The sequence below is a fragment of the Pseudomonas sp. P5_109 genome (assembly GCF_034009455.1).
GTDB lineage: Bacteria > Pseudomonadota > Gammaproteobacteria > Pseudomonadales > Pseudomonadaceae > Aquipseudomonas.
Genome location: NZ_CP125380.1, coordinates 964,017 through 990,068 on the forward strand (window position 1 = coordinate 964,017; position 26,052 = coordinate 990,068).

The 26,052-nt window shown below is 61.1% G+C and carries 26 protein-coding genes; 15 read left to right on the forward strand and 11 right to left on the reverse strand.

Annotation, left to right across the window (positions count from 1 at the left end):
• The first annotated feature begins 83 nt into the window (after positions 1-83).
• On the forward strand, positions 84-1,025 hold the full coding sequence (locus tag QMK54_RS04100; RefSeq protein ID WP_008000933.1) for an AEC family transporter: 942 nt from the start codon (positions 84-86) through the stop codon (positions 1,023-1,025).
• 109 nt (positions 1,026-1,134) lie between these two features.
• On the opposite strand, the gene QMK54_RS04105 is transcribed toward QMK54_RS04100, so the two are convergent.
• From QMK54_RS04105 to gatC, 6 genes are all read right to left on the reverse strand, one after another.
• Positions 1,135-1,515 carry a carboxymuconolactone decarboxylase family protein gene (locus QMK54_RS04105; RefSeq protein WP_007976475.1) on the reverse strand — a complete coding sequence of 127 codons (381 nt, stop codon included), beginning with the start codon at positions 1,513-1,515 and terminating at the stop codon, positions 1,135-1,137.
• Complete coding sequence (locus QMK54_RS04110) at positions 1,512-2,573, reverse strand: calcium/sodium antiporter (RefSeq protein ID WP_320402887.1); 1,062 nt, start codon at positions 2,571-2,573, stop codon at positions 1,512-1,514. The genes QMK54_RS04105 and QMK54_RS04110 overlap by 4 nt, the downstream gene beginning before the upstream one ends.
• Before the next feature lie 50 nt (positions 2,574-2,623).
• On the reverse strand, positions 2,624-2,998 hold the full coding sequence (locus QMK54_RS04115; RefSeq protein ID WP_110663336.1) for a septal ring lytic transglycosylase RlpA family protein: 375 nt from the start codon (positions 2,996-2,998) through the stop codon (positions 2,624-2,626).
• A 224-nt stretch (positions 2,999-3,222) separates the two neighbouring features.
• Positions 3,223-4,668: an Asp-tRNA(Asn)/Glu-tRNA(Gln) amidotransferase subunit GatB gene (gatB, locus tag QMK54_RS04120; RefSeq protein WP_110662669.1), complete on the reverse strand. Its 1,446-nt coding sequence runs from the start codon at positions 4,666-4,668 to the stop codon at positions 3,223-3,225.
• A gap of 10 nt (positions 4,669-4,678) precedes the next feature.
• The gene (gene gatA / locus QMK54_RS04125; protein ID WP_320402115.1) at positions 4,679-6,130 is read right to left on the reverse strand and encodes an Asp-tRNA(Asn)/Glu-tRNA(Gln) amidotransferase subunit GatA; all 1,452 of its coding nucleotides are present in this window, start codon (positions 6,128-6,130) and stop codon (positions 4,679-4,681) included.
• Between the two features lie 17 nt (positions 6,131-6,147).
• Entirely contained in the window at positions 6,148-6,435 is a 288-nt protein-coding gene (gene gatC, locus QMK54_RS04130; RefSeq protein WP_007901429.1) for an Asp-tRNA(Asn)/Glu-tRNA(Gln) amidotransferase subunit GatC, read from the reverse strand.
• 211 nt (positions 6,436-6,646) lie between these two features.
• On the opposite strand from gatC, the gene mreB reads away from it, so the two are divergent.
• The 8 genes from mreB to tldD all read left to right on the forward strand — a co-directional run bounded on the left by mreB (position 6,647) and on the right by tldD (position 17,842).
• Positions 6,647-7,684, forward strand: coding sequence for a rod shape-determining protein MreB (mreB, locus tag QMK54_RS04135; RefSeq protein ID WP_002555108.1), 1,038 nt, complete (start codon positions 6,647-6,649; stop codon positions 7,682-7,684).
• Positions 7,685-7,875: 191 nt separating this feature from the next.
• Entirely contained in the window at positions 7,876-8,949 is a 1,074-nt protein-coding gene (gene mreC / locus QMK54_RS04140) for a rod shape-determining protein MreC (RefSeq protein ID WP_411740832.1), read from the forward strand.
• On the forward strand, positions 8,949-9,440 hold the full coding sequence (gene mreD, locus QMK54_RS04145) for a rod shape-determining protein MreD (protein ID WP_103394147.1): 492 nt from the start codon (positions 8,949-8,951) through the stop codon (positions 9,438-9,440). Before mreC ends, mreD begins: the two co-directional genes overlap by 1 nt.
• Positions 9,441-9,472: 32 nt before the next feature.
• Entirely contained in the window at positions 9,473-10,069 is a 597-nt protein-coding gene (locus QMK54_RS04150; RefSeq protein WP_320402116.1) for a Maf family protein, read from the forward strand.
• Positions 10,070-10,126: 57 nt separating this feature from the next.
• Entirely contained in the window at positions 10,127-11,584 is a 1,458-nt protein-coding gene (rng, locus tag QMK54_RS04155) for a ribonuclease G (protein ID WP_110659499.1), read from the forward strand.
• A 75-nt stretch (positions 11,585-11,659) separates the two neighbouring features.
• Complete coding sequence (locus QMK54_RS04160) at positions 11,660-15,463, forward strand: YhdP family protein (protein ID WP_320402117.1); 3,804 nt, start codon at positions 11,660-11,662, stop codon at positions 15,461-15,463.
• A 69-nt stretch (positions 15,464-15,532) separates the two neighbouring features.
• On the forward strand, positions 15,533-16,387 hold the full coding sequence (locus tag QMK54_RS04165) for a carbon-nitrogen hydrolase family protein (protein ID WP_110659497.1): 855 nt from the start codon (positions 15,533-15,535) through the stop codon (positions 16,385-16,387).
• 12 nt (positions 16,388-16,399) lie between these two features.
• Positions 16,400-17,842, forward strand: coding sequence for a metalloprotease TldD (tldD, locus tag QMK54_RS04170; RefSeq protein WP_046040036.1), 1,443 nt, complete (start codon positions 16,400-16,402; stop codon positions 17,840-17,842).
• 48 nt (positions 17,843-17,890) lie between these two features.
• On the opposite strand, the gene yjgA is transcribed toward tldD, so the two are convergent.
• Complete coding sequence (gene yjgA, locus QMK54_RS04175) at positions 17,891-18,415, reverse strand: ribosome biogenesis factor YjgA (protein ID WP_008046139.1); 525 nt, start codon at positions 18,413-18,415, stop codon at positions 17,891-17,893.
• Between the two features lie 108 nt (positions 18,416-18,523).
• Here yjgA and pmbA point away from each other — a divergent pair, with 108 nt between their 5' ends.
• The 6 genes from pmbA (at position 18,524) to QMK54_RS04205 (ending at position 23,877) form a co-directional block, all read left to right on the forward strand.
• The gene (gene pmbA / locus QMK54_RS04180) at positions 18,524-19,870 is read left to right on the forward strand and encodes a metalloprotease PmbA (protein ID WP_223589151.1); all 1,347 of its coding nucleotides are present in this window, start codon (positions 18,524-18,526) and stop codon (positions 19,868-19,870) included.
• Between the two features lie 247 nt (positions 19,871-20,117).
• Complete coding sequence (locus QMK54_RS04185; protein ID WP_110659022.1) at positions 20,118-20,513, forward strand: FagA protein; 396 nt, start codon at positions 20,118-20,120, stop codon at positions 20,511-20,513.
• The gene (locus QMK54_RS04190) at positions 20,506-21,882 is read left to right on the forward strand and encodes a class II fumarate hydratase (RefSeq protein ID WP_223589153.1); all 1,377 of its coding nucleotides are present in this window, start codon (positions 20,506-20,508) and stop codon (positions 21,880-21,882) included. The genes QMK54_RS04185 and QMK54_RS04190 overlap by 8 nt, the downstream gene beginning before the upstream one ends.
• A 27-nt stretch (positions 21,883-21,909) precedes the next feature.
• A complete protein-coding gene (locus QMK54_RS04195) occupies positions 21,910-22,338 on the forward strand; it encodes a hypothetical protein (RefSeq protein ID WP_110659025.1) in 429 nt (142 codons plus the stop codon).
• 2 nt (positions 22,339-22,340) lie between these two features.
• On the forward strand, positions 22,341-22,952 hold the full coding sequence (locus QMK54_RS04200) for a superoxide dismutase (RefSeq protein ID WP_110659027.1): 612 nt from the start codon (positions 22,341-22,343) through the stop codon (positions 22,950-22,952).
• A gap of 31 nt (positions 22,953-22,983) precedes the next feature.
• Complete coding sequence (locus QMK54_RS04205) at positions 22,984-23,877, forward strand: ZIP family metal transporter (RefSeq protein WP_110659029.1); 894 nt, start codon at positions 22,984-22,986, stop codon at positions 23,875-23,877.
• Positions 23,878-24,075: 198 nt separating this feature from the next.
• Here QMK54_RS04205 and QMK54_RS04210 read toward each other — a convergent pair whose 3' ends face one another.
• From QMK54_RS04210 to hpf, 4 genes are read right to left on the reverse strand one after another with little or no spacing between them, the layout of a single operon-like run.
• On the reverse strand, positions 24,076-24,348 hold the full coding sequence (locus tag QMK54_RS04210; protein ID WP_046040042.1) for an HPr family phosphocarrier protein: 273 nt from the start codon (positions 24,346-24,348) through the stop codon (positions 24,076-24,078).
• A gap of 15 nt (positions 24,349-24,363) precedes the next feature.
• Entirely contained in the window at positions 24,364-25,221 is an 858-nt protein-coding gene (gene rapZ / locus QMK54_RS04215) for an RNase adapter RapZ (protein WP_110659031.1), read from the reverse strand.
• Positions 25,222-25,223: 2 nt separating this feature from the next.
• Complete coding sequence (gene ptsN, locus QMK54_RS04220; RefSeq protein ID WP_110659033.1) at positions 25,224-25,688, reverse strand: PTS IIA-like nitrogen regulatory protein PtsN; 465 nt, start codon at positions 25,686-25,688, stop codon at positions 25,224-25,226.
• A gap of 12 nt (positions 25,689-25,700) precedes the next feature.
• Positions 25,701-26,009, reverse strand: coding sequence for a ribosome hibernation-promoting factor, HPF/YfiA family (gene hpf / locus QMK54_RS04225; RefSeq protein WP_007941242.1), 309 nt, complete (start codon positions 26,007-26,009; stop codon positions 25,701-25,703).
• Positions 26,010-26,052 lie beyond the last annotated feature (43 nt).

The window sequence follows — 26,052 nt, forward strand, 5'->3', positions numbered from 1 at the left end:
TCGCGAAGGCGATCTAACAGGCGCCGAAGTCTTCAGTGGCTTATCATTAGGCACCTAACGACGCCCACCAAGGTTACCCCGGCATGCTGGCAATTTTCCTCGAAACCCTGAACATCACCGCGCCGGTGTTTGCCATGCTGTTTCTGGGGGTGCTGCTCAAACGCATCGACTGGATCAACGACAACTTCATCCATACCGCGTCGGCACTGGTATTCAACGTCACCATGCCGGCGTTGCTGTTTCTGGGCATCCTGCATGCCGACCTGCATGCCGCGTTGCAGCCGGCGCTGCTGATCTACTTTTCCGTGGCGACCCTGGTGTGTTTTGCCATCGCCTGGGGCTGGGCGATCTGGAAGTGCCCGCGCGAAGATCGCGGGATCTACACCCAGGGCGCTTTTCGCGGCAACAACGGTGTCATCGGCCTGGCGCTGGCGGCCAGCATGTACGGCGACTACGGGATTTCCCTCGGGGCGATTCTCGCGGCGCTGGTGATCTTGTTCTACAACACCCTCTCGACCATCGTGCTGGCGGTGTACAGCCCGGTGATCAAGTCCGATCCGTGGAGCATCTGCAAAAGCGTGTTCAGCAACCCGCTGATCATCAGCGTGATTGCGGCTGCACCGTTCGCCTATTTCAAGATCGGCTTGCCGGGGTGGCTGGAGACCTCCGGCCAGTACCTGGCGCAAACCACCTTGCCACTGGCGCTGATCTGCATCGGCGGCACGCTGTCCCTGGCGGCATTGCGCAAAAGCGGCAACATGGCCCTGAGTTCAAGCCTGGTGAAGATGATCGGCCTGCCCGTGCTGGCGACACTGGGTGCATGGCTGTGGGGCTTTCGCGGAGCGGAACTGGGGATTCTGTTTCTGTATTTCGGCAGCCCGACCGCCGCCGCCAGTTTCGTCATGGCCCGGGCGGCCGATGGCAATCATGAGCTGGCGGCGGCGATTATCGTGATCACCACGTTGATGGCGGCGGTCACCACCAACATCGGGATTTTCTTTTTGCAGTGGGGCGGGTGGATCTAGTTTCAGGATTCGCAGTGCTCTTCAGGGCCTCTTCGCGAGCAAGCCTGCTCCCACATTGGAAAGCATTCACCCTGTGGGAGCGGGCTTGCTCGCGAAAGCGCCAGATCAGTCACTCAGGTTTTTGATAGCTGTCGATCACTTCCTGCGCCGCCCGAAACGCATCGATCGCCGCCGGCACACCGGCATACACCGCACAATGCAGCAGCGCCTCGCGAATTTCCTCCACGGTGCAACCGTTGTTCAGCGCGCCACGCACGTGACCTTTCAATTCCTGCGGGCACTTGAGTGCGGTCAGGGCAGCGAGGGTGATCAGGCTGCGGGTCTTCAGCGGCAGGCCTTCGCGATTCCACACGCCGCCCCAGGCATGTTCATTGACGAAGTCCTGCAGCGGCTGGGTGAACTCGGTGGCGTTGCCCAGTGCGCGGTCGACGAAGGCGTCGCCCATCACTTGGCGACGAACTTCAACGCCGGTTTTTTTATTCTCGGTCATGGGGCTTCCTTTTTATGGTGTTGGCGACGCCAGGCGCGTAGCGACGTGAACAGCAAAAATGCCACCAGCGCCGGCAGGACGAAAAACAGCATCAAGTGTTCGAGCTTGCCGGCCAGTGGCATGCCGGTGGTGAACGACACCACGTGCAGCCCATACGCCAGGTACAAACCCAGAAACAGCAGGCCTTCGGCGCGGGTCACCCGGTAGCCGGAATAGAACACCGGCAGGCACAGCGCCGCGACGCCGAGCATCACCGGCAGGTCGAAATCCAAGGCGTTGGGCGACACCGACAGCGGCGACGGCGCCACCAGCGCGGTAAAGCCGAGCACGCCCAAAAGGTTGAACAGGTTGCTGCCAATCACGTTGCCCACGGCAATTTCGCGCTCGCCGCGCATTGCGGCGATCAACGAAGTGGCAAGTTCAGGCAGTGAGGTGCTGACGGCGACGATGGTCAGGCCGATGATCCGTTCCGACAACCCAAGATCGGTGGCGACCGCAACGGCGGCCCCCAGCAGCAAGTGTCCGGCGTATACCAGCATCGCCAGCCCGGCGACGATCATCAGCAGGCTGCTCAGCCAGGGTGCTTGCGCGTGGTGGTCGTGGCTCGATACCGGCCGCGCCGAATGTCGTGACTGGCGCAGCAACAGGCCCAGGTAAATCGCCAGTGCCGCCAGCAACATCACGCCGTCGGCACGGGTCAGCTCTTCATTCCAGGCGAGTACGAAGACTAACAGGCTGGCGCCGATCATCAGCGGAATATCCAGGCGCACCAGTTGCCGGGAAACTCGCAGAGGAATGATCAGCGCGGATAACCCAAGTGTGACGAGGATGTTGAAAATGCTGCTGCCGATCACACTGCCGACGGCGATGTCGGCGTTGTGCGCCAGGGTCGCTTGCAGGCTGACCGCCATCTGCGGTGCGCTGCTGCCGAGGGCGACGATGGTCAGGCCGATGATCAGCGGACGTATGTGCAGCCGCGCGGCAATGCGGACGGCGGCGCGGACCATCAATTCGGCGCCGACAATCAGCAGGAGCAATCCGCTGAGCAATTCGATCACGCTGATCAGGGGCAAATCGGCTAGTCCGAAAATGGTCGGGGCTCCATCGGTCAGTCGTCGAGGGCTTGCACGCGAACCCGTGCGGTGCCGCTGCGCAGCATGCCCAGGCGTTCGGCGGCTTCGTGGGACAGATCGATCAGACGGCCACGGGTGTGCGGCCCACGATCATTGATGCGTACCACGCAGGATTTGTCGTTATTCAGGTTGGTCACCTTCACCCGCGTACCGAAGGGTAGCTGGCGATGGGCGGCGGTCATGGAATTCTTGTCGAAACGCTCGCCACTGGCGGTGCGTTTGCCTTGGTGTTTGGCACCGTAGTACGAAGCCACGCCGGTTTTGTCGTAGCCGTGCGGGTCGACGGTGTCGGTGCTGGCGCAACCGGCGAGCAGCGAGAGGAGGGCGCAGGCGCCGAGCAGACGTTTCATTCGAAGGTTTCCCGAAACAAATGTGGGATAGAGCCAATGTGGCGAGGGGGCTTGCCCCCGTTGGACTGCGTAGCAGTCCCAAAATTTCGAAACACGATTTGTTAGATGCAAACCGAATCCGGAAATTGGGGCCGCTTCGCGACCCAGCGGGGGCAAGCCCCCTCGCCACAAAAGCCCGCTCCCACAGGGAATGGAGCCAGATTTTAGAACTGGCTCCATTCTCATCAGCCTTCGAGCTTGCTTTTGAGCAGTTCGTTGACCTGTTGCGGGTTGGCCTTGCCTTTGGAGGCTTTCATGGCCTGGCCGACAAAGAAGCCGAACATCTTGCCGCGCTTGGCTTCGTCTGCGGCGCGGTATTGCTCGACCTGCTCGGCGTTGGCCGCGAGCATTTCGTCCAGCACCGCCGAGATGGCGCCGGTGTCGGTCACTTGCTTGAGGCCGCGCTTGTCGATGATCTCGTCCGCGCTGCCTTCGCCGTTGGCCATCGCTTCAAACACTACCTTGGCGATCTTGCCGGAGATGGTGTTGTCCTTGATGCGCAGCAGCATGCCGCCCAGAAGCTCGGCGGAAACCGGCGACTCTTCGATGTCCAGGCCTTGCTTGTTGAGCAGGCTGCCCAGTTCGACCATCACCCAGTTCGCCGCCAGTTTGGCGTCGCCGCCGATGCTCGCGACTTTCTCGAAGTAATCGGCCTGCTCGCGGCTGGTGGCCAGGACGCTGGCGTCGTAGACCGACAGACCGAACTGTTCCTGGAAACGCTCGCGTTTCTGCGGCGGCAATTCTGGCAGTGTGGCGCGCACGTCATCGAGGAACGAGCTCTCGATCACGACTGGCAGCAGATCCGGATCGGGGAAGTAACGGTAGTCGTTGGCTTCCTCCTTGCTGCGCATCGGACGGGTTTCGTCCTTGTTTGGATCGTACAGGCGGGTCTGCTGGATGACTTTGCCGCCGTCTTCGATCAGCTCGATCTGACGCTGGATCTCGGAGTTGATCGCCTTCTCGATAAAACGGAACGAGTTGACGTTCTTGATCTCGCAGCGGGTGCCGAACTCGACCTGGCCTTTCGGACGGATCGACACGTTGCAGTCGCAACGCAGCGAGCCTTCGGCCATGTTGCCGTCGCAAATCCCCAAGTAACGCACCAGCGCGTGGATTGCCTTGACGTAAGCCACGGCTTCCTTGGCGCTGCGCATGTCCGGCTCGGAAACGATTTCCAGCAACGGCGTGCCGGCACGGTTCAGGTCGATGCCGCTGGCGCCGCTGAATTCTTCGTGCAGGCTCTTGCCGGCGTCTTCTTCCAGGTGCGCGCGGGTGATGCCGACACGTTTGACCGTGCCGTCTTCCAGGGCGATGTCCAGGTGGCCCTTGCCGACGATCGGCAATTCCATCTGGCTGATCTGGTAGCCCTTGGGCAGGTCCGGGTAGAAATAGTTTTTACGGGCGAACACGTTGTGCTGGCCGATCTCGGCGTCAATCGCCAGACCGAACATCACCGCCATGCGCACCGCTTCCTGGTTCAGCACCGGCAGCACGCCAGGCATGCCCAGGTCGATCAGGCTGGCCTGGGTGTTCGGCTCGGAACCGAAGGTGGTGGAACTACCGGAAAAGATTTTCGACCGGGTGGTGAGCTGGGTGTGAATCTCCAGCCCGATCACGACTTCCCATTGCATGTGTGTCTCCTCAGAAGCCGGTTGGGGTGCGGGTGTGCCAGTCAGTGTGTAACTGATACTGGTGGGCAACGTTCAACAGGCGACCTTCCTGGAAATACGGGGCGAGCAGTTGCACGCCGACCGGCAGGCCGTCGACAAAACCTGCAGGCATGGACAAGCCCGGCAGACCTGCGAGGTTGGCGGTGATGGTGTAGACGTCTTCCAGGTACGCGGCAACCGGGTCGCTGTTCTTGGCGCCAAGCTTCCAGGCCGGGTTCGGCGTGGTTGGGCCGAGGATGATGTCGACCTCATTGAAGGCTGCCATGAAGTCGTTCTTGATCAAGCGACGGATCTTCTGCGCCTTGAGGTAGTAGGCGTCGTAGTAACCGGCGGACAGTGCATAGGCACCGACCATGATCCGGCGCTGCACTTCCGGCCCGAAGCCTTCGCCACGGGAACGCTTGTACAGGTCGATCAGGTTGACCGGGTTTTCGCAGCGGTAGCCGAAGCGCACGCCGTCGAAACGCGACAGGTTGGAGGACGCTTCCGCCGGGGCGATCACGTAGTACGCAGGAATCGCGTGCTGCATGTTCGGCAGGCTGATTTCCTTGATCACGGCGCCGAGCTTTTCCAGCTCCTTGACGCTGTTGTGGATCAGCTCGGCGATGCGCGGGTCGAGACCGGCACTGAAATACTCTTTCGGCACGCCGATGCGCAGGCCTTGCAGCGAGCCGGTAAGGCTGGCGCTGTAGTCCGGCACGGGTTCATCGATGCTGGTGGAGTCGTTCGGATCGAAGCCGGCCATACCTTGCAACAATATTGCGCAGTCTTCGGCGGTGCGCGCCATCGGGCCGCCCTGATCGAGACTGGAGGCGTAGGCAATCATGCCCCAGCGCGAAACGCGACCGTACGTCGGTTTCAGGCCGGTGAGGTTGGTCAGGGCCGCCGGCTGACGGATTGAACCGCCGGTGTCGGTGCCGGTAGCGGCTGGCAACAGACGAGCGGCAACTGCCGCAGCGGAGCCGCCGGACGAACCGCCCGGTACGTGTTCGAGGTTCCACGGGTTCTTCACCGCGCCGTAGTAGCTCGACTCGTTGGCCGAACCCATGGCGAATTCGTCCATGTTGGTCTTGCCCAGGGTCACGGCCCCGGCAGCGGCCAGCTTGGCGACGACCGTGGCGTCGTACGGTGCCTTGAAGTTGTCGAGCATCTTCGAGCCGCAGCTGGTGCGAATGCCCTGGGTGCAGAACAGGTCTTTGTGGGCGATCGGCGCGCCGAGCAGGGCGCCGCTCTCACCATTGGCCCGGCGGGCGTCGGCGGCTTTCGCCTGCGTCAGCGCCAGGTCCTCGGTGAGGCTGATGAAACTGTTGAGCTGCGGATCGAGCTGGGCGATGCGCGCCAGCAGGACTTTGGTCAGCTCTTCGGAGGAAAACTTTCTATCGGCGAGTCCGCGGGCGATCTCGGCCAGAGTCAATTGATGCATTGCAGGCTCTTTCCCTATTAGTCGATGACTTTCGGAACCAGGTACAGGCCGTTTTCGACCGCTGGTGCGATGGACTGGTAGGCCTCGCGGTGATTGGTCTCGGTCACGACGTCTGCGCGCAGGCGCTGGCTGGCTTCCAGTGGGTGGGCCAGCGGTTCGATACCGTCGGTATTGACCGCCTGCATTTCGTCGACCAGCCCGAGAATGCTGTTGAGGGCCGAAGTGATGTGTGGAAGATCGGCATCATTGAGGCCAAGGCAGGCCAGATGAGCGATTTTTTCCACGTCGGAGCGTTCAAGCGCCATTGGGATTCTCCAGTGGAAAACAAAACGGACGGCGTCCGTGTGTTAGATTGTCGGAACACTACCGCACTTCTACGGTCATAAGGCCGCGATTGTGGGGCTTGGTGCACAGAAAAGCGGCCAATTTAACATATTGGCGCCTTGCCCAAAATCCCTGTCGTTGTTAGAGTTTGCCGCACTTTTTTACCCACGCGTTGCCTAGGGTCCCTTTCCCATGTTCAAGAAACTGCGTGGCATGTTTTCCAGCGATCTTTCCATTGACCTGGGCACTGCCAACACCCTTATTTACGTGCGCGAGCGCGGTATCGTCCTGAATGAGCCCTCCGTTGTGGCCATTCGGACACACGGTAACCAGAAAAGTGTCGTTGCTGTCGGCACCGAAGCCAAGCGCATGCTCGGCCGTACACCGGGCAACATTGCTGCCATTCGTCCGATGAAGGACGGCGTGATCGCCGACTTCAGCGTTTGCGAAAAAATGCTGCAGTACTTCATCAACAAGGTTCACGAAAACAGCTTCCTGCAGCCGAGCCCTCGCGTGTTGATCTGCGTTCCATGCAAATCCACCCAGGTTGAGCGTCGCGCCATCCGCGAATCGGCCCTCGGTGCCGGTGCCCGTGAAGTATTCCTGATCGAAGAGCCAATGGCCGCTGCGATCGGTGCCGGCCTGCCGGTTGAAGAAGCTCGCGGTTCGATGGTCGTGGATATCGGTGGTGGTACCACCGAAATCGCGCTGATCTCCCTGAACGGTGTGGTTTACGCCGAATCCGTCCGCGTTGGCGGCGACCGCTTCGACGAAGCGATCATCACCTACGTGCGTCGCAACTACGGCAGCCTGATCGGCGAATCCACCGCCGAGCGCATCAAGCAGGAAATCGGTACCGCCTACCCGGGCGGCGAAGTTCGCGAAGTCGACGTTCGTGGCCGTAACCTGGCCGAAGGCGTTCCACGCGCATTCACCCTGAACTCCAACGAAGTGCTGGAAGCTCTGCAAGAGTCCTTGGCAACCATCGTTCAGGCCGTGAAAAGCGCCCTGGAGCAATCGCCGCCGGAATTGGCTTCCGACATCGCCGAGCGTGGCCTGGTGCTGACCGGTGGTGGCGCCCTGCTGCGTGACCTGGACAAATTGCTGGCCCAGGAAACCGGTCTGCCGGTGATCGTTGCCGAAGACCCGCTGACCTGCGTTGCTCGCGGCGGTGGCCGTGCATTGGAAATGATGGATAAACACACCATGGACCTGCTTTCCAGCGAGTAAGTCGCCGGATTGCCTCTATGCTGTTGAGCGCGCAGGCGGCACTTTGCAGTGCTGCCTGTTCGCGTTTATCTTCTGTCAGTCTGCATCCAGGCCGGATTGCTGCCGTATGAATAAACAGAACATTTGCCTGGGAGGAGCGGCTTATTAAACCGCTTTTCACCAAGGGCCCTTCACTGGGCGTGCGCCTGTTGGTGCTGGTCGTGCTATCGGTCGCGCTGATGGTGGTCGATGCCCGTTTCAGTCTGCTCAAGCCCGCACGCAGCCAGATGTCGCTGGTGCTGATGGACGCCTACTGGATCACCGACCTGCCCGGACGACTGTGGGAAGGCGTTGCCAGTCAGTTTGGCAGCCGGACCGAACTCGTCGCCGAAAACGAAAAACTCAAAAGCGAAAACCTGCTGTTGCAGGGGCGCATGCAGAAGCTTGCCTCCCTGACCGAGCAGAACGTTCGGCTGCGTGAGTTGCTCAACTCTTCGGCCCTGGTCAATGAAAAGGTCGAAGTGGCCGAGTTGATCGGCATGGACCCCAATCCCTTCACCCATCGCATCATCATCAATAAAGGTGAGCGCGACGGCGTGGTCCTCGGCCAGCCGGTGCTCGATGCCCGTGGTCTGATGGGGCAGGTGGTGGAGTTGATGCCTTATACCTCCCGCGTTCTGCTGCTGACCGACTCCACTCATAGCATTCCCGTTCAGGTAAACCGTAACGGTCTGCGGGCGATTGCCAGCGGTACCGGCAACCCGGAGCGCCTGGAGTTGCGTCACGTGGCTGACACCGCCGACATCAAGGAAGGTGATTTGCTCGTCAGCTCCGGTCTCGGTCAGCGCTTTCCGGCGGGTTACCCGGTAGCGACGGTCAAGGAAGTGATCCACGATTCCGGCCAGCCGTTCGCCATCGTCCGCGCGGTACCGACCGCCGCATTGAACCGCAGCCGCTACCTGTTGCTGGTCTTCAGCGACACCCGTACTCCGGAAGAACGCGCCAACGATGCGGCCCAGGCCCAGGAAAGCCTGGATGCACAGGGCGGCGGGCCAATCATTCCGGCGACGGTGCCGAAACTGGTCACCCCGGCTGTGCCGGCCGCTGCACCCGCGGCGCCTGCTGCACCTGCCACGGCGACCCCGGTAACCGCTGCGCCGGTAAAACCGGCCACCGCGCCAGCCAAACCGGCGGCCGCTAAACCGCCGGCCACCAAGCCCGTTGCTGCGAAGCCTGCCGCCAAGCCGCCGGCCTCTGCGCCGGCCACTCCTGTGGGAAGAGAATAATGGCCGGTGTAAAAGCATCCCGAAACGGCTGGATTGTCTGGCTGACGTTCGCCGTCGGTCTGCTCTTGAGCGTTTCGCCTCTGCCGCAATTCATGGAAATCCTGCGCCCACTGTGGCTGGCCTTGTTGCTGGCATTCTGGGCGTTGAACCTGCCGCAGACCGTCGGGATGGTGACGGCGTTTTGCCTGGGCCTGGCCGAGGACGTGCTCTACGGCACGCTCCTGGGGCAGAACGCCTTGATCCTGACCCTCATCACGTACCTGGTACTGGCGCTGCAACAACGTCTGCGGATGTTCCCGATGTGGCAGCAGAGCCTGGTGATCCTGGTGATCTTCGGCCTCGCCCAGCTTGTACAGCTGTGGCTCAGCGCCTTGACCGGCAATCGCCAGCCAACGCTGGCGCTGGTATTGCCGGCGCTGGTCAGCGCATTGCTCTGGCCCTGGATCAGTTTCGGTTTGCGCGGACTGCGTCGACGCTACAAAATCAATTAATTCGCTCAGGCATTAGACAGGGAGAGGTCTTGATGAAACGGTTGTACCTCGCCTCTGGCTCGCCACGTCGGCGTGAACTGCTCACGCAGATCGGCGTTGCGTTCTGCCCCGTCAGTGCGGAATTTGATGAAACCCCTGTATTCCAGGAATCCCCAACGGCCTATGTCGAGCGTCTGGCGCGCGGCAAGGCCGAGGCCGGGCGCGGCGTTGTCGTGTCCGGCGCACCGTTCTGCGTGCTCGGCGCCGATACCGCCGTGGTGCTCGATGGAAAAATACTCGGCAAACCGGTTGATCAGGCGGATGCCTGCGCCATGCTGATGATGTTGTCAGGGTGTGAGCATGAAGTCCTGACCGCGATCGCCGTGCTCGATGGCGAACGGTGCGAGTCCCGGGTGGTCACCAGTCGCGTGCGTTTTCGTGATATCAGTCGTGACGAAGCCGCAGCCTACTGGGCCAGCGGTGAACCAAGGGACAAGGCGGGCGGTTATGGCATTCAAGGACTGGGTGCGGTGTTTGTCGCCGGGCTCAATGGAAGTTATTCAGCGGTGGTCGGACTACCGCTGTGCGAAACCGCGGAACTGCTCGGCCATTTCGGCATACCCTGTTGGCAACCCCTGAACGCGCTTTAAGCGTCGTCCTGAACAGATGCGGCCATTATCGTGAACATGCCTGAACGAGACCCTGCCATGAGTGAAGAGATTCTGATCAACATCACGCCGATGGAGTCGCGCGTGGCGGTGGTCGAAAACGGTGTCCTGCAAGAGGTCCACGTCGAGCGTACGCAAAAGCGCGGGATCGTCGGCAATATCTATAAAGGCAAAGTCGTGCGGGTCTTGCCGGGGATGCAGGCGGCATTCGTCGATATCGGCCTGGACCGGGCCGCATTCATTCATGCGTCGGAAATTTCCCTGCGCGAAGGCCCGGCGGTCGAGAGCATCAGTGCACTGGTGCACGAAGGCCAGAGCCTGGTGGTGCAAGTCACCAAGGACCCGATCGGTTCAAAAGGCGCGCGCCTGACCACTCAGTTGTCGATCCCTTCGCGTTACCTGGTGTACATGCCTCGCACGGCCCATGTCGGTATCTCCCTGAAGATCGAAGACGAAGCCGAGCGCGAACGCCTCAAGCAAGTGGTCACCGATTGCGTGGCCAAGGAAGGGATCAAGGAAGCCGGCGGTTTCATTCTGCGCACGGCAGCCGAAGGTGCCGGCGCCGATGAAATCCTCATGGACATCCGCTACCTGCGAAGGCTCTGGGATCAGATCAGCGCCCAGATCATAACCATCAGCGCGCCCAGCGTGATCTACGAAGACCTCGGTCTGGCGCTGCGCACCCTGCGTGACCTGGTGAGCCCGAAAATCGAGAAGATCCGCATCGACTCCCGGGAAACCTTCCAGAAAACCACGCAATTCGTCGCCGAATTGATGCCCGAGATTGCCGATCGTCTGGAACATTACCCGGGTGAGCGACCCATTTTCGACCTGTATGGCGTCGAAGACGAAATCCAGAAAGCACTCGAACGCAAGGTCCCGCTGAAGTCCGGCGGTTATCTGGTGGTCGACCCGGCGGAAGCCATGAGCACCATCGACGTCAACACCGGGGCGTTCGTCGGCCATCGCAACCTCGAAGAAACCATCTTCAAGACCAACCTCGAAGCCGCGACGGCCATTGCCCGGCAATTGCGCCTGCGCAATCTCGGCGGGATCATCATCATCGACTTCATCGACATGGAAGATGAAGAACACCAGCGCCAGGTATTGCGCACGCTGGAGAAACAGCTCGAGCGCGATCACGCCAAGACCAACATCATCGGTATTACCGAACTGGGCCTGGTGCAGATGACCCGCAAGCGCACCCGCGAAAGCCTTGAGCAAGTGTTGTGCGAGCCGTGCAATGCCTGTCAGGGACGCGGCAAGCTCAAGACCCCTGAAACTGTCTGCTACGAAATCTTCCGCGAAATCCTGCGTGAGGCTCGCGCCTATCAGGCGGAAGGCTATCGTGTATTGGCAAACCAGAAAGTTGTCGACCGCCTGCTCGACGAAGAATCGGGCAACGTCGCCGAGCTGGAAGGGTTTATCGGGCGCACCATTCGTTTCCAGGTCGAAACCATGTATTCCCAGGAACAATACGACGTGGTGCTGCTCTGAAGCGTTTCGCTTTGATTGTTCGAGAATGGCTGGCCTCAGCTTTTTGCAAAACTTTTGCCATGGGAGCCACCTGACATGGACCGTCTGACACGCATTTTGGCCGCACTGACCCGCTGGGGTCTGGGCCTGTGCGCGTTGGTTTTGGTGTTGATGGCGCTTTACGTCAGCCTTGGCCGGGAGCTGACGCCGCTGGTCGCCGAGTACCGTGCCGACATCGAAACCAAAGCCAGCGATGCCTTGGGCATGCGGTTGCAGATCGGCGAGCTCGAAGGCAACTGGAGTGGATTCGCCCCCATATTGATGGCTCGCGACGTGACGGTCGGCGAGGGCGCCAATGCCCTGCACCTGGATCAGGTGCGCGCGGTGCCGGACCTTTGGGCCAGTCTGCTGGCCCGTCAGGTACGCATCGCTCATCTGCAACTCAGCGGCCTGAGGATCAGCGTCAAGGAAAGCGACGACGGTCAATGGGCTCTGGAAGGTTTGCCGGTGCAACAGGATCAACCCACCGATCCGGAACAGTTGCTCAATCGCATGCAGATGATCCAGCAGCTGTCGGTGCTCGACAGTCAGGTGACTTTGCAGCCATTCGCACATTCGCCGATGACCCTGACCTACGTCGGTCTCAATCTGAAAACCGGTGCGTCGCGGCAGCGACTCGACGCCCGCCTGACCCTGCCGGACGGCCAACCGGTGGCCATGAGTCTGCGTACCCGCATTCGTGCCAGCCAATGGCAGGACGGTGAGGCCGAGGTCTACCTGAGCCTGCCGCAAAGCGACTGGTCGAAGTGGTTGCCCGAGCGCGTAAGCCAGCTATGGAATTTCTCCGAGATCAAGGCTGGCGGCGAACTGTGGGCGACCTGGGGCAAAGGCGCCTTGCAAAGCGCGGCAGTGCGCCTGAACGCGCCACAACTCAAGGGCGCGTTTGCCGAGCGCAAGCCGATCCAGATCAACAACCTGGCGCTCAACGGTTATTTCCAGCGCAATGCCGAAGGCGTGCAGGTGACTCTGGACTCCCTGGCGATGAACCTCGGCGAGACCCGCTGGGAAACGCATCTGCAGCTCACGCAAAGCGCGGCCACCGATAAAACCAAAGAGCTCTGGCACCTGCAAGCCGACCGGGTAGATCTCACTCCGCTGACCCCGCTGCTCAACGCGCTGGCGCCATTGCCAGAAGGTTTTGCCACGGTCGTCGAGCGGCTCAAGGTCACGGGTGGCCTGCGTAACGTGCTGGTTGACTTCCGTCCCAATGCCACCGACGACAGCAAGTTCGGCTTTGCCGCCAACCTCGACCAGGTAGGCTTCGATGCCTATCACGGTGCGCCGGCGGCGCGAAATGTCAGCGGCAGCATCAGCGGTGACCTGGGACAGGGCGAACTGCGCATGGACAGCAAGGATTTCATGCTGCACCTGGACCCGATCTTCGCCAAGCCATGGCAGTACATCCAGGCCAATGCGCGGCTGACCTGGAAGCTCGATAAAGAGAGTTTCACCCTGATCGCGCCATACCTGAAAGTGCTGGGCGAGGAAGGCAAGATTGCCGGCGACTTCCTGATTCGCCTGCATTTCGATCACACCCAGGAAGACTACATGGACCTGCGGGTCGGCCTGGTCGACGGTGACGGTCGCTACACCGCCAAGTACTTGCCGGAGGTCCTCAGCCCGGCACTGGACGAATGGCTGCGCACCGCGATTCTCAAGGGCGCGGTGGATCAAGGCTTCTTCCAGTATCAAGGGTCGCTCAACCACGGTGCCGCAGACGTGGATCGCAGCATCAGCCTGTACTTCAAGGTTCACGATGCCGAACTGGCCTTCCAGCCGGGCTGGCCCCATGTCAGCAAGGTCAGCGGCGATGTGTTTGTCGAAGACAGCGGCGTACGGGTTCTGGCCAGCAAGGGCCAGTTGCTCGACACCCAGGTCAACGATGTTTACGTCAACATTCCTCACGTGCCGGCCGGGCAGAACGTTCATTTGTTCCTCGATGGCGGATTTGCCGGCGGTTTGGGCGATGGCCTGAAAATCCTCCAGCAAGCGCCGATCGGCACCGGAGCAACCTTCGCCGGCTGGGAAGGCGAAGGGGACCTGCAAGGCAAGTTGAAGCTGGATATTCCCCTGGCAAAAGGCGAAGAGCCGAAGATCCTCGTCGATTTCAAGACCGCCAAGGCACGCTTGAAGCTGGCCGAACCCGTGCTGGAACTGACTCAGCTCAATGGTGACTTCCGTTTTGACAGTGGCAAAGGCCTGAGCGGGCAGAACATCAGCGCACGGGCGTTCGACAAACCGGTCACCGCGCAGATTTTTGCCGATGGCAGCCCGGGTAAACTCAATACCCGGGTGACCGCGTCGGGCCAGGTCGAGGTCAAGAAGCTGACCGACTGGCTGCAGGTGACCCAGCCTCTGCCGGTGACCGGCGTGATTCCTTATCAGCTGCAATTGACCCTGAATGGCCCAGATAGCCAATTGCTGGTCAATTCCAGCCTCAAGGGCGTGGCCGTCGATTTGCCCGCACCATTCGGCATGACCACCGATACCGGGCGCGACACGACGTTCCGCATGACCTTGCAGGGCGACGAGCGGCGCTATTGGGTCAACTACGGGGATCTGGCGAGTTTCACGTTCGCCGCCCCGGCCGGCAATTTCGCCGACGGTCGCGGAGATTTGTTCCTCGGTGGCGGCGAGGCCGTGTTGCCTGGCACCAAAGGCCTGCGGATACGCGGTGTGCTATCGGAGCTGGACGTGGGCCCGTGGAAGGATCTGGTGGATAAATACGCCGGACAGGACCCCGGCGGCAGTGCCAAGCAATTGCTCAGCGGCGCGGATTTCAAGGTGGGCAAGCTCAGCGGTATCGGCACCACGCTCGATCAGGCTTCGATCCAGGTGACACGCAAGCCTTCCGCCTGGGCGCTGCAACTCAACAGCCAGCAGATCAAAGGCAGCGCAAACCTTCCTGATTCGAAGGCCACGCCCATCACGATCAATCTGCAAACCGTGCGCCTGCCCGCGCCGGACCCGGCCGTGCAGGCCGATGAAAACTCGCCGGATCCGCTGGCGTCGGTGGACCCGACGAAGATTCCCGCGATGGATATCACCATCAATCAGTTGTTCCAGGGCCAGGATCTGGTGGGGGGCTGGTCGCTGAAGATTCGTCCGACGGACAAGGGCATCGTGTTCAACTCGCTGGATCTGGGCCTCAAGGGCATGCTCTTGGTGGGCAGCGGTGGCTGGGAAGGTGCGCCGGGTGCCAGCAACAGCTGGTACAAGGGGCGCATCAGCGGCAAGAACCTCGCCGATGTGCTCAAGGGCTGGGGGTTTGCGCCGAGCGTCACCAGCCAGGACTTTTATATGGATGTCGATGGTCGCTGGCCAGGCTCGCCGGCCTGGGTGGCGACCAAACGCTTCTCCGGCACGCTCGATGCGACGCTCAATCAGGGTCAGTTCGTCGAGGTCGAAGGCAGTGCCCAGGCGTTGCGGGTATTTGGTTTGCTCAACTTCAACTCCATCGGCCGGCGCCTGCGCCTGGACTTCTCCGACCTGTTCGGCAAAGGCCTGAGTTATGACCGGGTCAAGGGGCTGCTCGTCGGGACGAACGGCGTGTATGTCACCCGAGAGCCGATCCGGCTGACGGGGCCGTCGAGCACTATCGAACTCGACGGCACCCTGAACATGGTGGCCGATCAGATCGATGCGAAACTGATGGTGACCTTGCCGGTGACCAACAACTTGCCGATTGCCGCGTTGATCGTCGGTGCACCGGCGGTCGGCGGGGCGCTGTTCCTGATCGACAAGCTGATCGGTGACCGGGTCGCCCGTTTCGCCAGTGTGAAGTACACCGTCAAGGGACCATGGAAAGAGCCGAAAATCACCTTCGACAAGGCTTTTTGAGGTCCTATTGAAAAGGCACTCGGCAAGCCTATGGAGTAGCATGGCCGCATACGATTCCAGGAGTGCGCCATGTCTGTAGCGGTGATTCAAATGGTCAGCCAGAGCGATGTGCTGGTCAATCTGGCCCAGGCTCGTCGGCTGCTCGAACAGGCGGCCGCCGGTGGCGCGAAACTGGCGGTTTTGCCGGAAAACTTCGCCGCCATGGGCCGGCGCGACGTGGCCGACATCGGCCGCGCTGAAGCGCTGGGCGAAGGCCCGATCCTGCCCTGGTTGAAACAGACCGCACGCGACCTCAGGTTATGGATTGTGGCCGGTACATTGCCGTTGCCGCCGGTGGATCAGCCGACGGCCAAGGCGCATGCCTGCTCGTTGCTGGTCGATGACCAAGGCGAAACGGTGGCGCGCTACGACAAACTGCACCTGTTCGACGTCGACGTGGCGGACAATCGTGGCCGTTATCGTGAATCCGATGACTATGCTTATGGCAACGGAGTGGTCGTGGCGGACACGCCCGTCGGCCGGGTCGGCCTGACGGTCTGCTATGACCTGCGCTTTCCCGAGTTGTACAGCGAATTGCGCGCGGCCGGCGCGGAACTGATTACCGCCCCTTCGGCCTTCACGGCGGTGACCGGCGCGGCGCACTGGGATGTGCTGATTCGTGCGCGGGCCATCGAGACCCAGTGTTACGTGCTCGCGGCTGCCCAGGGCGGGACGCATCCGGGGCCGCGGGAAACCTTTGGCCATGCCGCCATCGTCGACCCCTGGGGGCGCGTGCTGGCGCAAAAGGATCAAGGCGAGGCCGTGCTGCTGGCCGAACGCGACAGCAGCGAACAGGCGTCCATCCGGGCGCGGATGCCGGTGTCCAGTCACCGGCGCTTTTTCTCGCAGGGCGCCCAGCGACCTGCATCAGAACGACGAATTTAAGGCGTAAAGCATATGAGCGAGTTGTTGTCCTCAGTCAGTGAACACCTGCTGGCGCCCGGTGGCGTCACGATCGAGAGCCTGCAAGGCGTGCTCGGCGATCTGGCCGGGCCGGGCATCGATGCGGCCGACCTGTATTTCCAGGGGCAGATCTCCGAGTCCTGGGCGCTGGAAGACGGCATCGTCAAGGAAGGCAGCTTCAACCTTGACCAAGGTGTGGGCGTGCGCGCGCAATCGGGTGAAAAAACCGGTTTTGCCTACAGCAATGCCATCACCCTTGAAGCCCTGGGCGCGGCGGCGCGTGCCGCCCGTTCGATTTCCCGGGCCGGCCAACACGGCACGGTACAAGCCTTTACCAGCCAGGATGTCGCGCAGTTGTATGCGCCGGACAATCCCCTGGAAGTACTGACCCGTGCCGAGAAAGTCGATTTGCTCAAGCGCGTCGACGCCGCGACTCGCGCCCTCGACCCACGCATCCAGCAAGTCACCGTGAGCATGGCCGGTGTCTGGGAGCGGATTCTGGTGGCTTCCACCGACGGCGGTCTGGCGGCGGATGTGCGCCCGCTGGTGCGGTTCAACGTCAGCGTGATCGTCGAACAGAACGGTCGCCGCGAGCGCGGCGGTCATGGCGGTGGCGGGCGGACCGATTACCGTTATTTCCTCGGCGAAGACCGCGCCATGGGCTATGCCCGTGAAGCGTTGCGCCAGGCGCTGGTGAACCTCGAAGCCATTCCGGCACCGGCCGGTACCCTCCCGGTGGTACTCGGTTCCGGTTGGTCGGGTGTGCTGCTGCACGAAGCGGTCGGTCATGGTCTGGAAGGCGACTTCAACCGCAAAGGCAGTTCGGCCTACAGCGGTCGCATGGGCGAGATGGTTGCGTCGAAGCTGTGCACTATCGTCGATGACGGCACCCTGGCCGGTCGCCGTGGCTCATTGAGCGTCGATGACGAAGGCACGCCGACCGAGTGCACCACGCTGATCGAAAACGGCGTGCTCAAGGGCTATATGCAGGACAAGCTCAACGCCCGCCTGATGGGTGTGGCGCGTACCGGTAACGGCCGTCGCGAATCCTACGCGCACCTGCCGATGCCGCGCATGACCAACACCTACATGCTCGCCGGCGAAAGCGATCCGGCGGAAATCATCGCCTCGGTGAAACGAGGCATCTACTGCGCCAACCTCGGTGGCGGTCAGGTGGACATCACCAGTGGCAAGTTCGTGTTCTCCACCAGCGAGGCCTACCTGATCGAGGACGGCAAGATCACTGCCCCGGTCAAAGGCGCAACGCTGATCGGCAACGGGCCGGAAGCCATGAGCAAAGTGTCGATGGTCGGTAACGACCTGTCGCTGGACAGCGGCGTGGGCACGTGTGGCAAGGATGGGCAGTCGGTGCCGGTGGGTGTCGGCCAGCCAACGCTGAAGATTGATGCGATCACCGTGGGTGGCACGGGGTCGTAAGAAGTGAGGCTGCGGGTGAGCTGCGAGGCAGCTCACCCGATTCGAGAATTAACGCAGACCGCGTTGAGTCTCGTCCAGCTCACGGATGTACTTGAAGATTTTACGGCTGGAAGCAGGAGGCTTGTTTTGCGCAAGCTCATGCTGGGCCTGACGGATCAGGGAACGCAATTGCTGGCGGTCCGCGTCCGGGTAGTCGACGACGAATTTTTCCAGAACGGCATCGTCGCCGGCAATCAGACGATCGCGCCAGCGCTCCAGGTTATGGAAGCGTTCGTTGTATTGACGGGTGGAGGCATCGAGTTGATCGAGCAGAACCAGAATGGCGGCAGTGTCCTGATCGCGCATCAATTTGCCGATGAACTGAAGGTGCCGTTTACGCGCGATGTTCGCGGTGTGCTTGGGCGCATCGGCCAGAGCCCGACGCATTCCGTCGGTCAAGGGCAGTTTTGCCAGCAAGTCAGGCTTGAGTGTTGTAAGGCGCTCGCCAAGGTCAACCAGAGCATGCAGCTCGCGTTTGACCTGGGATTTGCTTTTTTCTCCCGTATCGAGGGAGTCGTCGTAAGAATCAACCATGGTGGCCGTCCGCAAAGAAACGCCGCCATGATAACCAGTCGGGGGCCGCTTGTCCGGCCCGGTCGCTCGATGACCGTTACCGAAAGCAGAATTTGAGTGGAGAACAGCATGAGTGCAGTTGAAAGCGTCGGCCCACAAGCATTGCCGGCACTGCAGGAGCAAGTCGAGCAGATCATCGCTGAAGCCAAGCGTCAGGGCGCCAGTGCCTGTGAGGTGGCGGTGTCCCTGGAGCAGGGCTTGTCGACTTCGGTGCGTCAGCGTGAGGTCGAAACCGTTGAATTCAACCGCGATCAGGGTTTTGGCATCACTCTGTACGTCGGCCAGCGCAAAGGCTCGGCCAGCACCTCGGCCAGTGGTCCGGAGGCGATTCGCGAAACGGTCGCCGCTGCACTGGCCATCGCCAAGCACACTTCCGAAGATGAAGCCTCGGGCCTGGCGGATGCCGCGCTGATGGCCAGGGACCTGCAGGATTTCGATCTTTTCCACGAATGGGACATCACCCCGGAGCAGGCCATCGAAAAAGCCTTGATCTGTGAAGCGGCGGCCTTCGATGCCGACGCGCGGATCAAGAACGCCGACGGCACGACCCTCAGCACCCACCAGGGCTGCCGGGTTTATGGCAACAGCCACGGGTTCATCGGCGGTTACGCATCTACTCGTCACAGCTTGAGCTGCGTGATGATCGCCGAAGCGGACGGCCAGATGCAGCGCGATTACTGGTACGACGTGAATCGGCAGGGCAATCTTCTGGCCGATCCGGTCAGCATCGGCCAGCGTGCCGCGCAGCGGGCGGCGAGCCGTCTGGGCGCGCGTCCGGTACCGACTTGCGAGGTGCCGGTGCTGTTTTCTGCAGAGTTGGCCGGGGGGCTGTTCGGCAGTTTCCTGTCGGCGATTTCCGGCGGCAGCCTGTATCGCAAGTCTTCGTTCCTTGAGGGCACTCTCGGTCAGAAGCTGTTTCCGGAATGGCTGACCATCGACGAGCGTCCGCATCTGATGCAGGCCATGGGCAGCGCAGCGTTCGACGGTGATGGTCTGGCAACCTACGCCAAACCGTTCGTCGAAAAAGGCGAGCTGGTGTCGTACATCCTCGGCACCTACTCCGGCCGCAAGCTCGGCATGCCGAGCACCGCCAACGCCGGTGGCGTGCACAACCTGTTCGTCACCCATGGCGATGAAGACCAGGCGGCCTTGCTGCGGCGCATGGGACGCGGGCTGTTGGTCACCGAGTTGATGGGGCAGGGGCTGAACATGGTCACTGGCGATTACTCCCGGGGCGCGGCGGGTTACTGGGTCGAGAACGGCGAAATCCAGTTCGCGGTCCAGGAAGTGACCATCGCCGGCAACATGCGCGACATGTTCAAGCAGATCGTCGCCGTGGGTAACGATCTGGAGTTGCGCAGCAACATTCGCACCGGTTCGGTGCTGATCGAACGGATGACGGTGGCGGGCAGCTAAGCCTCGGCCGCTTCACCAAAAGGCGCGCCACCCATTGGGTGGCGCGCCTTTTTTACTGGCAACAACACAGGTCCCCTGTGGGAGCGGGCTTGCTCGCGAAGGCGGTGTGTCAGTTGCAGTGATGTTGCCTGACACTCCCTATTCGCGAGCAAGCCCGCTCCCACAGGAGGTCACTTACCCTGTCAGTCTTGTTTTGTTTCTCATTATCATTTAATAATAAATCTCATTACCGAATGAGCCCCGGATCATGAGTTCTGCCTTGCACGAGCATCCTTACCTCGAAAGCTGGCGCTGGATGAGTCGCCAGATCCGTTGCGCGATGAACCCCGACGAGCCTCGCCTGATCGATCACTACCTGGCCGAAGGCCGGTATCTGGCAGCTTGCACGGCAACCTCACCCTGGACCGTCGCCGAAACTTCCTTCCGTTTGTTGCTCGATACCGCCGCCGATGTCGCGCTGCCGTGGCACTGGCGCACTTACTGCCTTGACCAGGCCTGGCGCCCACTGCGCGAACTGGAACGCCTCTCGTTGTGCAAATGCCGCCTCAAGCGCTGGCAGAGCTACACCTGGCAACTCGCTACCTGTGAGTTGCAGCCCTCGATTCCTCTCATAGAACTGATGCAAGGATCTCCCGATGAGTAATACCCGTATCGAACGCGACAGCATGGGCGAATTGAACGTCCCGGAAGACGCCCTGTACGGCGCGCAGACGCAACGTGCGGTGGATAACTTCCCGATCAGCGGCAAACCGATGCCGGTGCAGTTCATCCGCGCGCTGATCCTGGCGAAGGCGGCAGCGGCACGCACCAATGTCGAGCTCAAGCAGATCGGCGAAGCCCAGGGCAAAGCCATTGTCGATGCGGCCCAGGGTCTGCTCGAAGGCGATTTCATGCAGCATTTCCCGGTGGATGTCTTCCAGACCGGTTCCGGTACCAGCTCCAACATGAATGCCAACGAAGTGATCGCCACGCTGGCCAGCCGCTTGCTCGGCGAGGCGGTGAACCCCAACGATCACGTCAACTGCGGGCAAAGCAGCAACGACATCATCCCGACCACCATCCACGTCAGTGCCGCGCTGGCGTTGCATGAGCAATTGCTGCCGGCGTTGACGCATCTGGTGCAGGTCATCGAGCGCAAGGCCGGGCAGGTTCATCACCACGTCAAGACCGGGCGTACGCACCTGATGGACGCCATGCCGGTGCGCATGAGCCAGGTGCTCAACGGTTGGGCGCAGCAGCTCAAGGCCAATATCGGCCATCTGCAAGACTTGCAGCCAAGCCTGCAAGCCCTGGCCCAGGGCGGCACGGCGGTGGGCACGGGTGTCAACGCCCACCCCGAGTTCGCGGCGCGTTTCAGCCAGCAGCTGAGCAAATTGACCCAGGTTGAGTTCCAGCCAGGCAAGGACCTGTTCGCGCTGATCGGTTCCCAGGACACCGCCGTCGCGGTCTCCGGGCAACTGAAGGCTACTGCCGTGTCGCTGATGAAAATCGCCAATGACCTGCGCTGGATGAACTCCGGCCCCCTGGCCGGCCTTGGCGAGATCGAACTGGAAGCGCTGCAACCGGGTTCCTCGATCATGCCCGGCAAGGTCAACCCGGTGATTCCCGAGGCCACCGCGATGGTCGCGGCTCAGGTCATCGGCAACGACAGCGTGATCACCATCGCTGGGCAGTCGGGCAACTTTGAACTGAACGTGATGCTGCCGATCATCGCCCAGAACCTGCTGAGCAGTATCGAGTTGCTGGCCAACTCCAGCCGCCTGCTGGCGGACAAGGCCATCGCCAGCTTCAAGGTCAACGAAGGCCGGATCAAGGAAGCGTTGTCTCGCAACCCGATTCTGGTCACCGCGCTCAACCCGATCATCGGTTACCAGAAAGCTGCCGAGATTGCCAAGAAGGCTTATCAGCAGGGCCGGCCGGTGATCGACGTTGCGCTGGAACACACCGATCTGTCACGCGGCCAACTGGAAGAATTGCTCAACCCGGAAAAACTCACCGCGGGCGGCGTGTAAGCCCCGCTACCGCTTTGGAGGTGCACCATGGAGCACTGGAAACGCACGATCGAAAGAGCCAATCGCTTTTTCATGCTGGGCGAACTGGTCGATGCCCGCGAGGCGTACCTGCAGGCATTGGCCCTGGCCCAGGTGTTGTTCGAGCGCTGGGCGGATGCCGACGAAGCGGTGGCGGCCTGCGTGATTTCCCATCACAACCTGGCGGACCTGCACTTGCGTCTGAACCAGCCGGAGGAGAGCGCCGAATACCTGTGCGCCGTCCATCAACGGCTGTTGCAGACCATGCAGGACCCACGACTGCCGCAGGCCTTGCGTGAAGCCGCGTTGCGCCAGAGCAGCAAGACCTACGTCGAGCTGCTGAATTTCATCAGTGAACACGGCGAATATCCGCGCACCCATCGACTGTTGCACATCGATGTCGCTTCGCCTGCGCCTCATCATCATGGAGTCCATTGAACATGGCTTTTACCTTGCCTGCCTTGCCGTACGCCTACGACGCCCTGGAACCGCACATCGATGCGCAGACCATGGAAATCCACTACACCAAGCACCACCAGACCTACATCAACAACCTCAACGCGGCCGTCGAGGGCACCGAGTATGCCGAGTGGCCGGTGGAGAAACTGGTGTCCGCCGTTCAGCAACTGCCGGAAAAGCTGCGCGCGGCGGTGATCAACCAAGGGGGCGGCCACGCCAACCATTCGTTGTTCTGGGAAGTCATGGCGCCCGGCGGCGGTGGCAAACCCGAAGGGGCGCTGGCCAAGGCTATCGATGAGCAATTGGGTGGTCTCGACAGCTTCAAGGAAGCGTTCACCAAGGCTGCACTGACCCGCTTTGGCAGTGGCTGGGCCTGGCTGAGCGTGACCCCGCAAAAGACCCTGCTGGTGGAAAGCAGCGGAAACCAGGACAGCCCGTTAATGAACGGCAATACACCGATTCTGGGCCTCGACGTCTGGGAGCACGCCTATTACCTGCGCTATCAGAACCGTCGTCCGGAATACATCAGCGCGTTCTACAACGTGATCAATTGGCCGGAAGTCGCTGCGCGCTATCAGGCCACACTGGTTTAAGTCATCTGTAAAAACAATCCAAGGCTGGGCTATGGGCACTGAAACACTGGCGATCGGAAGTGGGCGGATGTTTCGTTACGCGTTTGGATCGCTGTTACTGCTGGCGGGAATGAGCCTATTGGTTGCCCATGGTCTGGCATGGCTCGACCTTGAGCCGAAGTTGCTGCGTGCATTGCAGGGCGGTGCGATCTGCGCCCTGGGTACCGCGCTCGGTGCGGTACCGGTATTGGTGATTCGGCGCATGCCGCAGATGCTCAGCGACACTTTGCTGGGTTTTGGCGCTGGCGTGATGCTTGCGGCAACGGCATTTTCGTTGATCGTTCCGGGCATTGCTGCCGCCGAAGGGCTTGGCTTGTCACCCTGGGCGTCCAGCGGGCTGATCAGCTTCGGCATCATGCTCGGCGCGTTCGGGTTGTTCCTTGTGGACCGGAAGGTCTCCGGTGCCAGCCCGGAAATGCTGGTCGGTACCCTGGAGCGGCCGGTCATTCCTCCGCGCATCTGGCTGTTTGTGTTTGCGATCATTGCCCACAACATCCCCGAAGGCATGGCGGTCGGCGTTTCCGCCGGTGGCGGCATGGCTGATGCCGACAGCCTGGCGATGGGTATTGCCCTGCAGGATGTGCCGGAAGGATTGGTGATCGCGTTGGTGCTGGCTGGGGCAGGGATGTCCCGGGTCAAGGCGTTCCTGATCGGTGCCGCATCAGGGTTGGTCGAACCGGTGTTCGCGCTATTGTGCGCCTGGCTGGTGAGTCTGGCAGAGTTGCTGCTGCCTTTGGGCCTGGCGCTGGCGGCGGGGGCGATGTTGCTGGTGGTGACTCACGAAGTGATTCCCGAGTCGCGTCGCAATGGTCACGACAAGCTTGCCAGCCTTGGGTTGCTGATGGGGTTTTGTTTGATGATGGTGATGGATACGGCGCTGGCGTGATTTGTGGTGTTGCTTTGTGGGGAGGGGCTCTTGTGGCGAGGGGGCTTGTCGGAACGCCGCATCGCCCCGTTCGGCTGCGCAGCAGTCGTAAAAATCAGCAAACGCGGTGTATCTGGTGCATTGCGATGACCCGGTTTGGGGCCGCTTCGCGACCCAACGGGGGCAAGCCCCCTCGCCACAAAAGCTCCCTCGGCGGGATTACTCGCCTTCGTCAAAGAAGTTGTTGATCAACGCCACCAGCGCATTCAGCGCTTCCTGTTCCTGCTCGCCTTCTGTGCTCAAGTGGATCGTGGTGCCTTTGCCGGCGGCCAGCATCATCATCGCCATGATGCTTTTGCCATCGACCATCGATTCCGGCGTGCGACCGGCGCGGATCTGGCATGGGAACTGACCCGCTACCCCAACGAATTTTGCAGAAGCGCGGGCATGCAGGCCCAGCTTGTTGATGATTTCGATTTCCAGAGCAGGCATCGCGGTGTGAATCCTTTAGCTGAGGTCGCGGTGGCGAACCTGGACGTTCTTCAGTGATTTTTGCAGCACCTGTCCCAGACGCTCGGTCAGATAGACGGAGCGGTGATGTCCGCCAGTGCAGCCAATGGCAATGGTGACGTAGGCGCGGTTGCTGGCGGCAAAACGAGGCAGCCACTTTAGCAGGTATGTGGAAATGTCCTGGAACATCTCTTCGACATCCGGCTGTGCCGCCAGATACTCGGCAACCGGTAGATCGAGCCCGGACTGCTCGCGCAATTCCGGCTTCCAGTAAGGGTTGGGCAGGCAGCGCACATCGAACACCAGGTCGGCGTCCACCGGCATCCCACGCTTGAACCCGAAGGACTCCACCAGGAACGCAGTGCCGGGTTCTGGCTGATTCAACAGGCGCAGCTTGATGGCGTCGCGCAGTTGGTACAGGTTCAGGCTGGTGGTGTTGATCTTGAGATCGGCGAGGTCGGCAATCGGCCCGAGCAGGGCGCTCTCGACGCTGATGGCTTCGGCCAGCGAGCGGTTGGCGTTGGTCAGGGGGTGACGTCGGCGGGTTTCCGAGAAGCGCTTGAGCAGGGTTTCTTCGTCGGCGTCCAGATACAGGACATCGCACTGGATGTGGCGGCTGCGGACTTCCTCGAGCAGGTCGGGGAAGCGTGACAGGTGGCTGGGCAGGTTGCGGGCGTCAATGGAAACGGCGACCAACGGCTGCAATAGCTCGGTATGAATCAACGCTCGTTCGGCCAGTTCCGGGAGCAGGCCGGCAGGCAGATTGTCGATGCAGTAGTAGCCGTTGTCCTCAAGAACGTTGAGGGCGGTACTTTTACCTGAGCCGGAACGGCCACTGACGATGATCAAGCGCATGATTACTGACCGTTTTGCTCGTCCAGGACAACCTGATACAGGGCTTCGTTGCTTGTAGCACTACGCAGTTTTTCGCGAACTTCCTTGCGGTCGAGCATGCTGGCGATCTGTCGCAGCAGCTCAAGGTGCGCATCGGTGGCGGCTTCCGGGACCAGCAGTACGAACAGCAGGTCAACCGGTGCGCCGTCGATGGCGTCGAAATCGATAGGGGCGTCCAGGTGCATCAGTGCACTGATGGGCGAAACACAACCCTTGAGACGGCAATGTGGAATAGCGATGCCGTTGCCAAAACCGGTGGAACCGAGTTTTTCACGGGCAATCAGAGCCTCGAAGACATCTTGCATCTCCAGAGCCGGCACTTCGCGGGCGATCAGATTGGCAATTTGTTCGAGGGCTTTCTTTTTACTGCCACCCGGCACGTTCACCAGGGAACGGCCGGGGGTCAGGATACTTTCAAGTCGGATCATGGGTTGGGAGTGTTAACGACCGGTTGCGCCCTGAAGGAGGCTCTGGGTCTTTTCCTTATGCTTTTTGAGTTGTTTATCCAGCTTGTCGGTGAGTGCGTCGATCGCCGCGTACATATCAGTATGTTCCGCGTTTGCGACCACTTCATTCCCGGGAATATGCAGCGTGGCTTCGATTTTCTGCTTCAGCTTTTCGACGGTCATCGTGACCTGTACGTTAGTGATCTTGTCGAAATGTCGCTCCAATCGTTCGAGTTTTTCGCCGATGTAGGTGCGAAGAGGTTCGGTCACTTCCAGTTGGTGTCCACTGATGTTGACTTGCATACAGCTTCTCCTTCGTTGCCAGTGCATAAAGCGGTAGATCAGA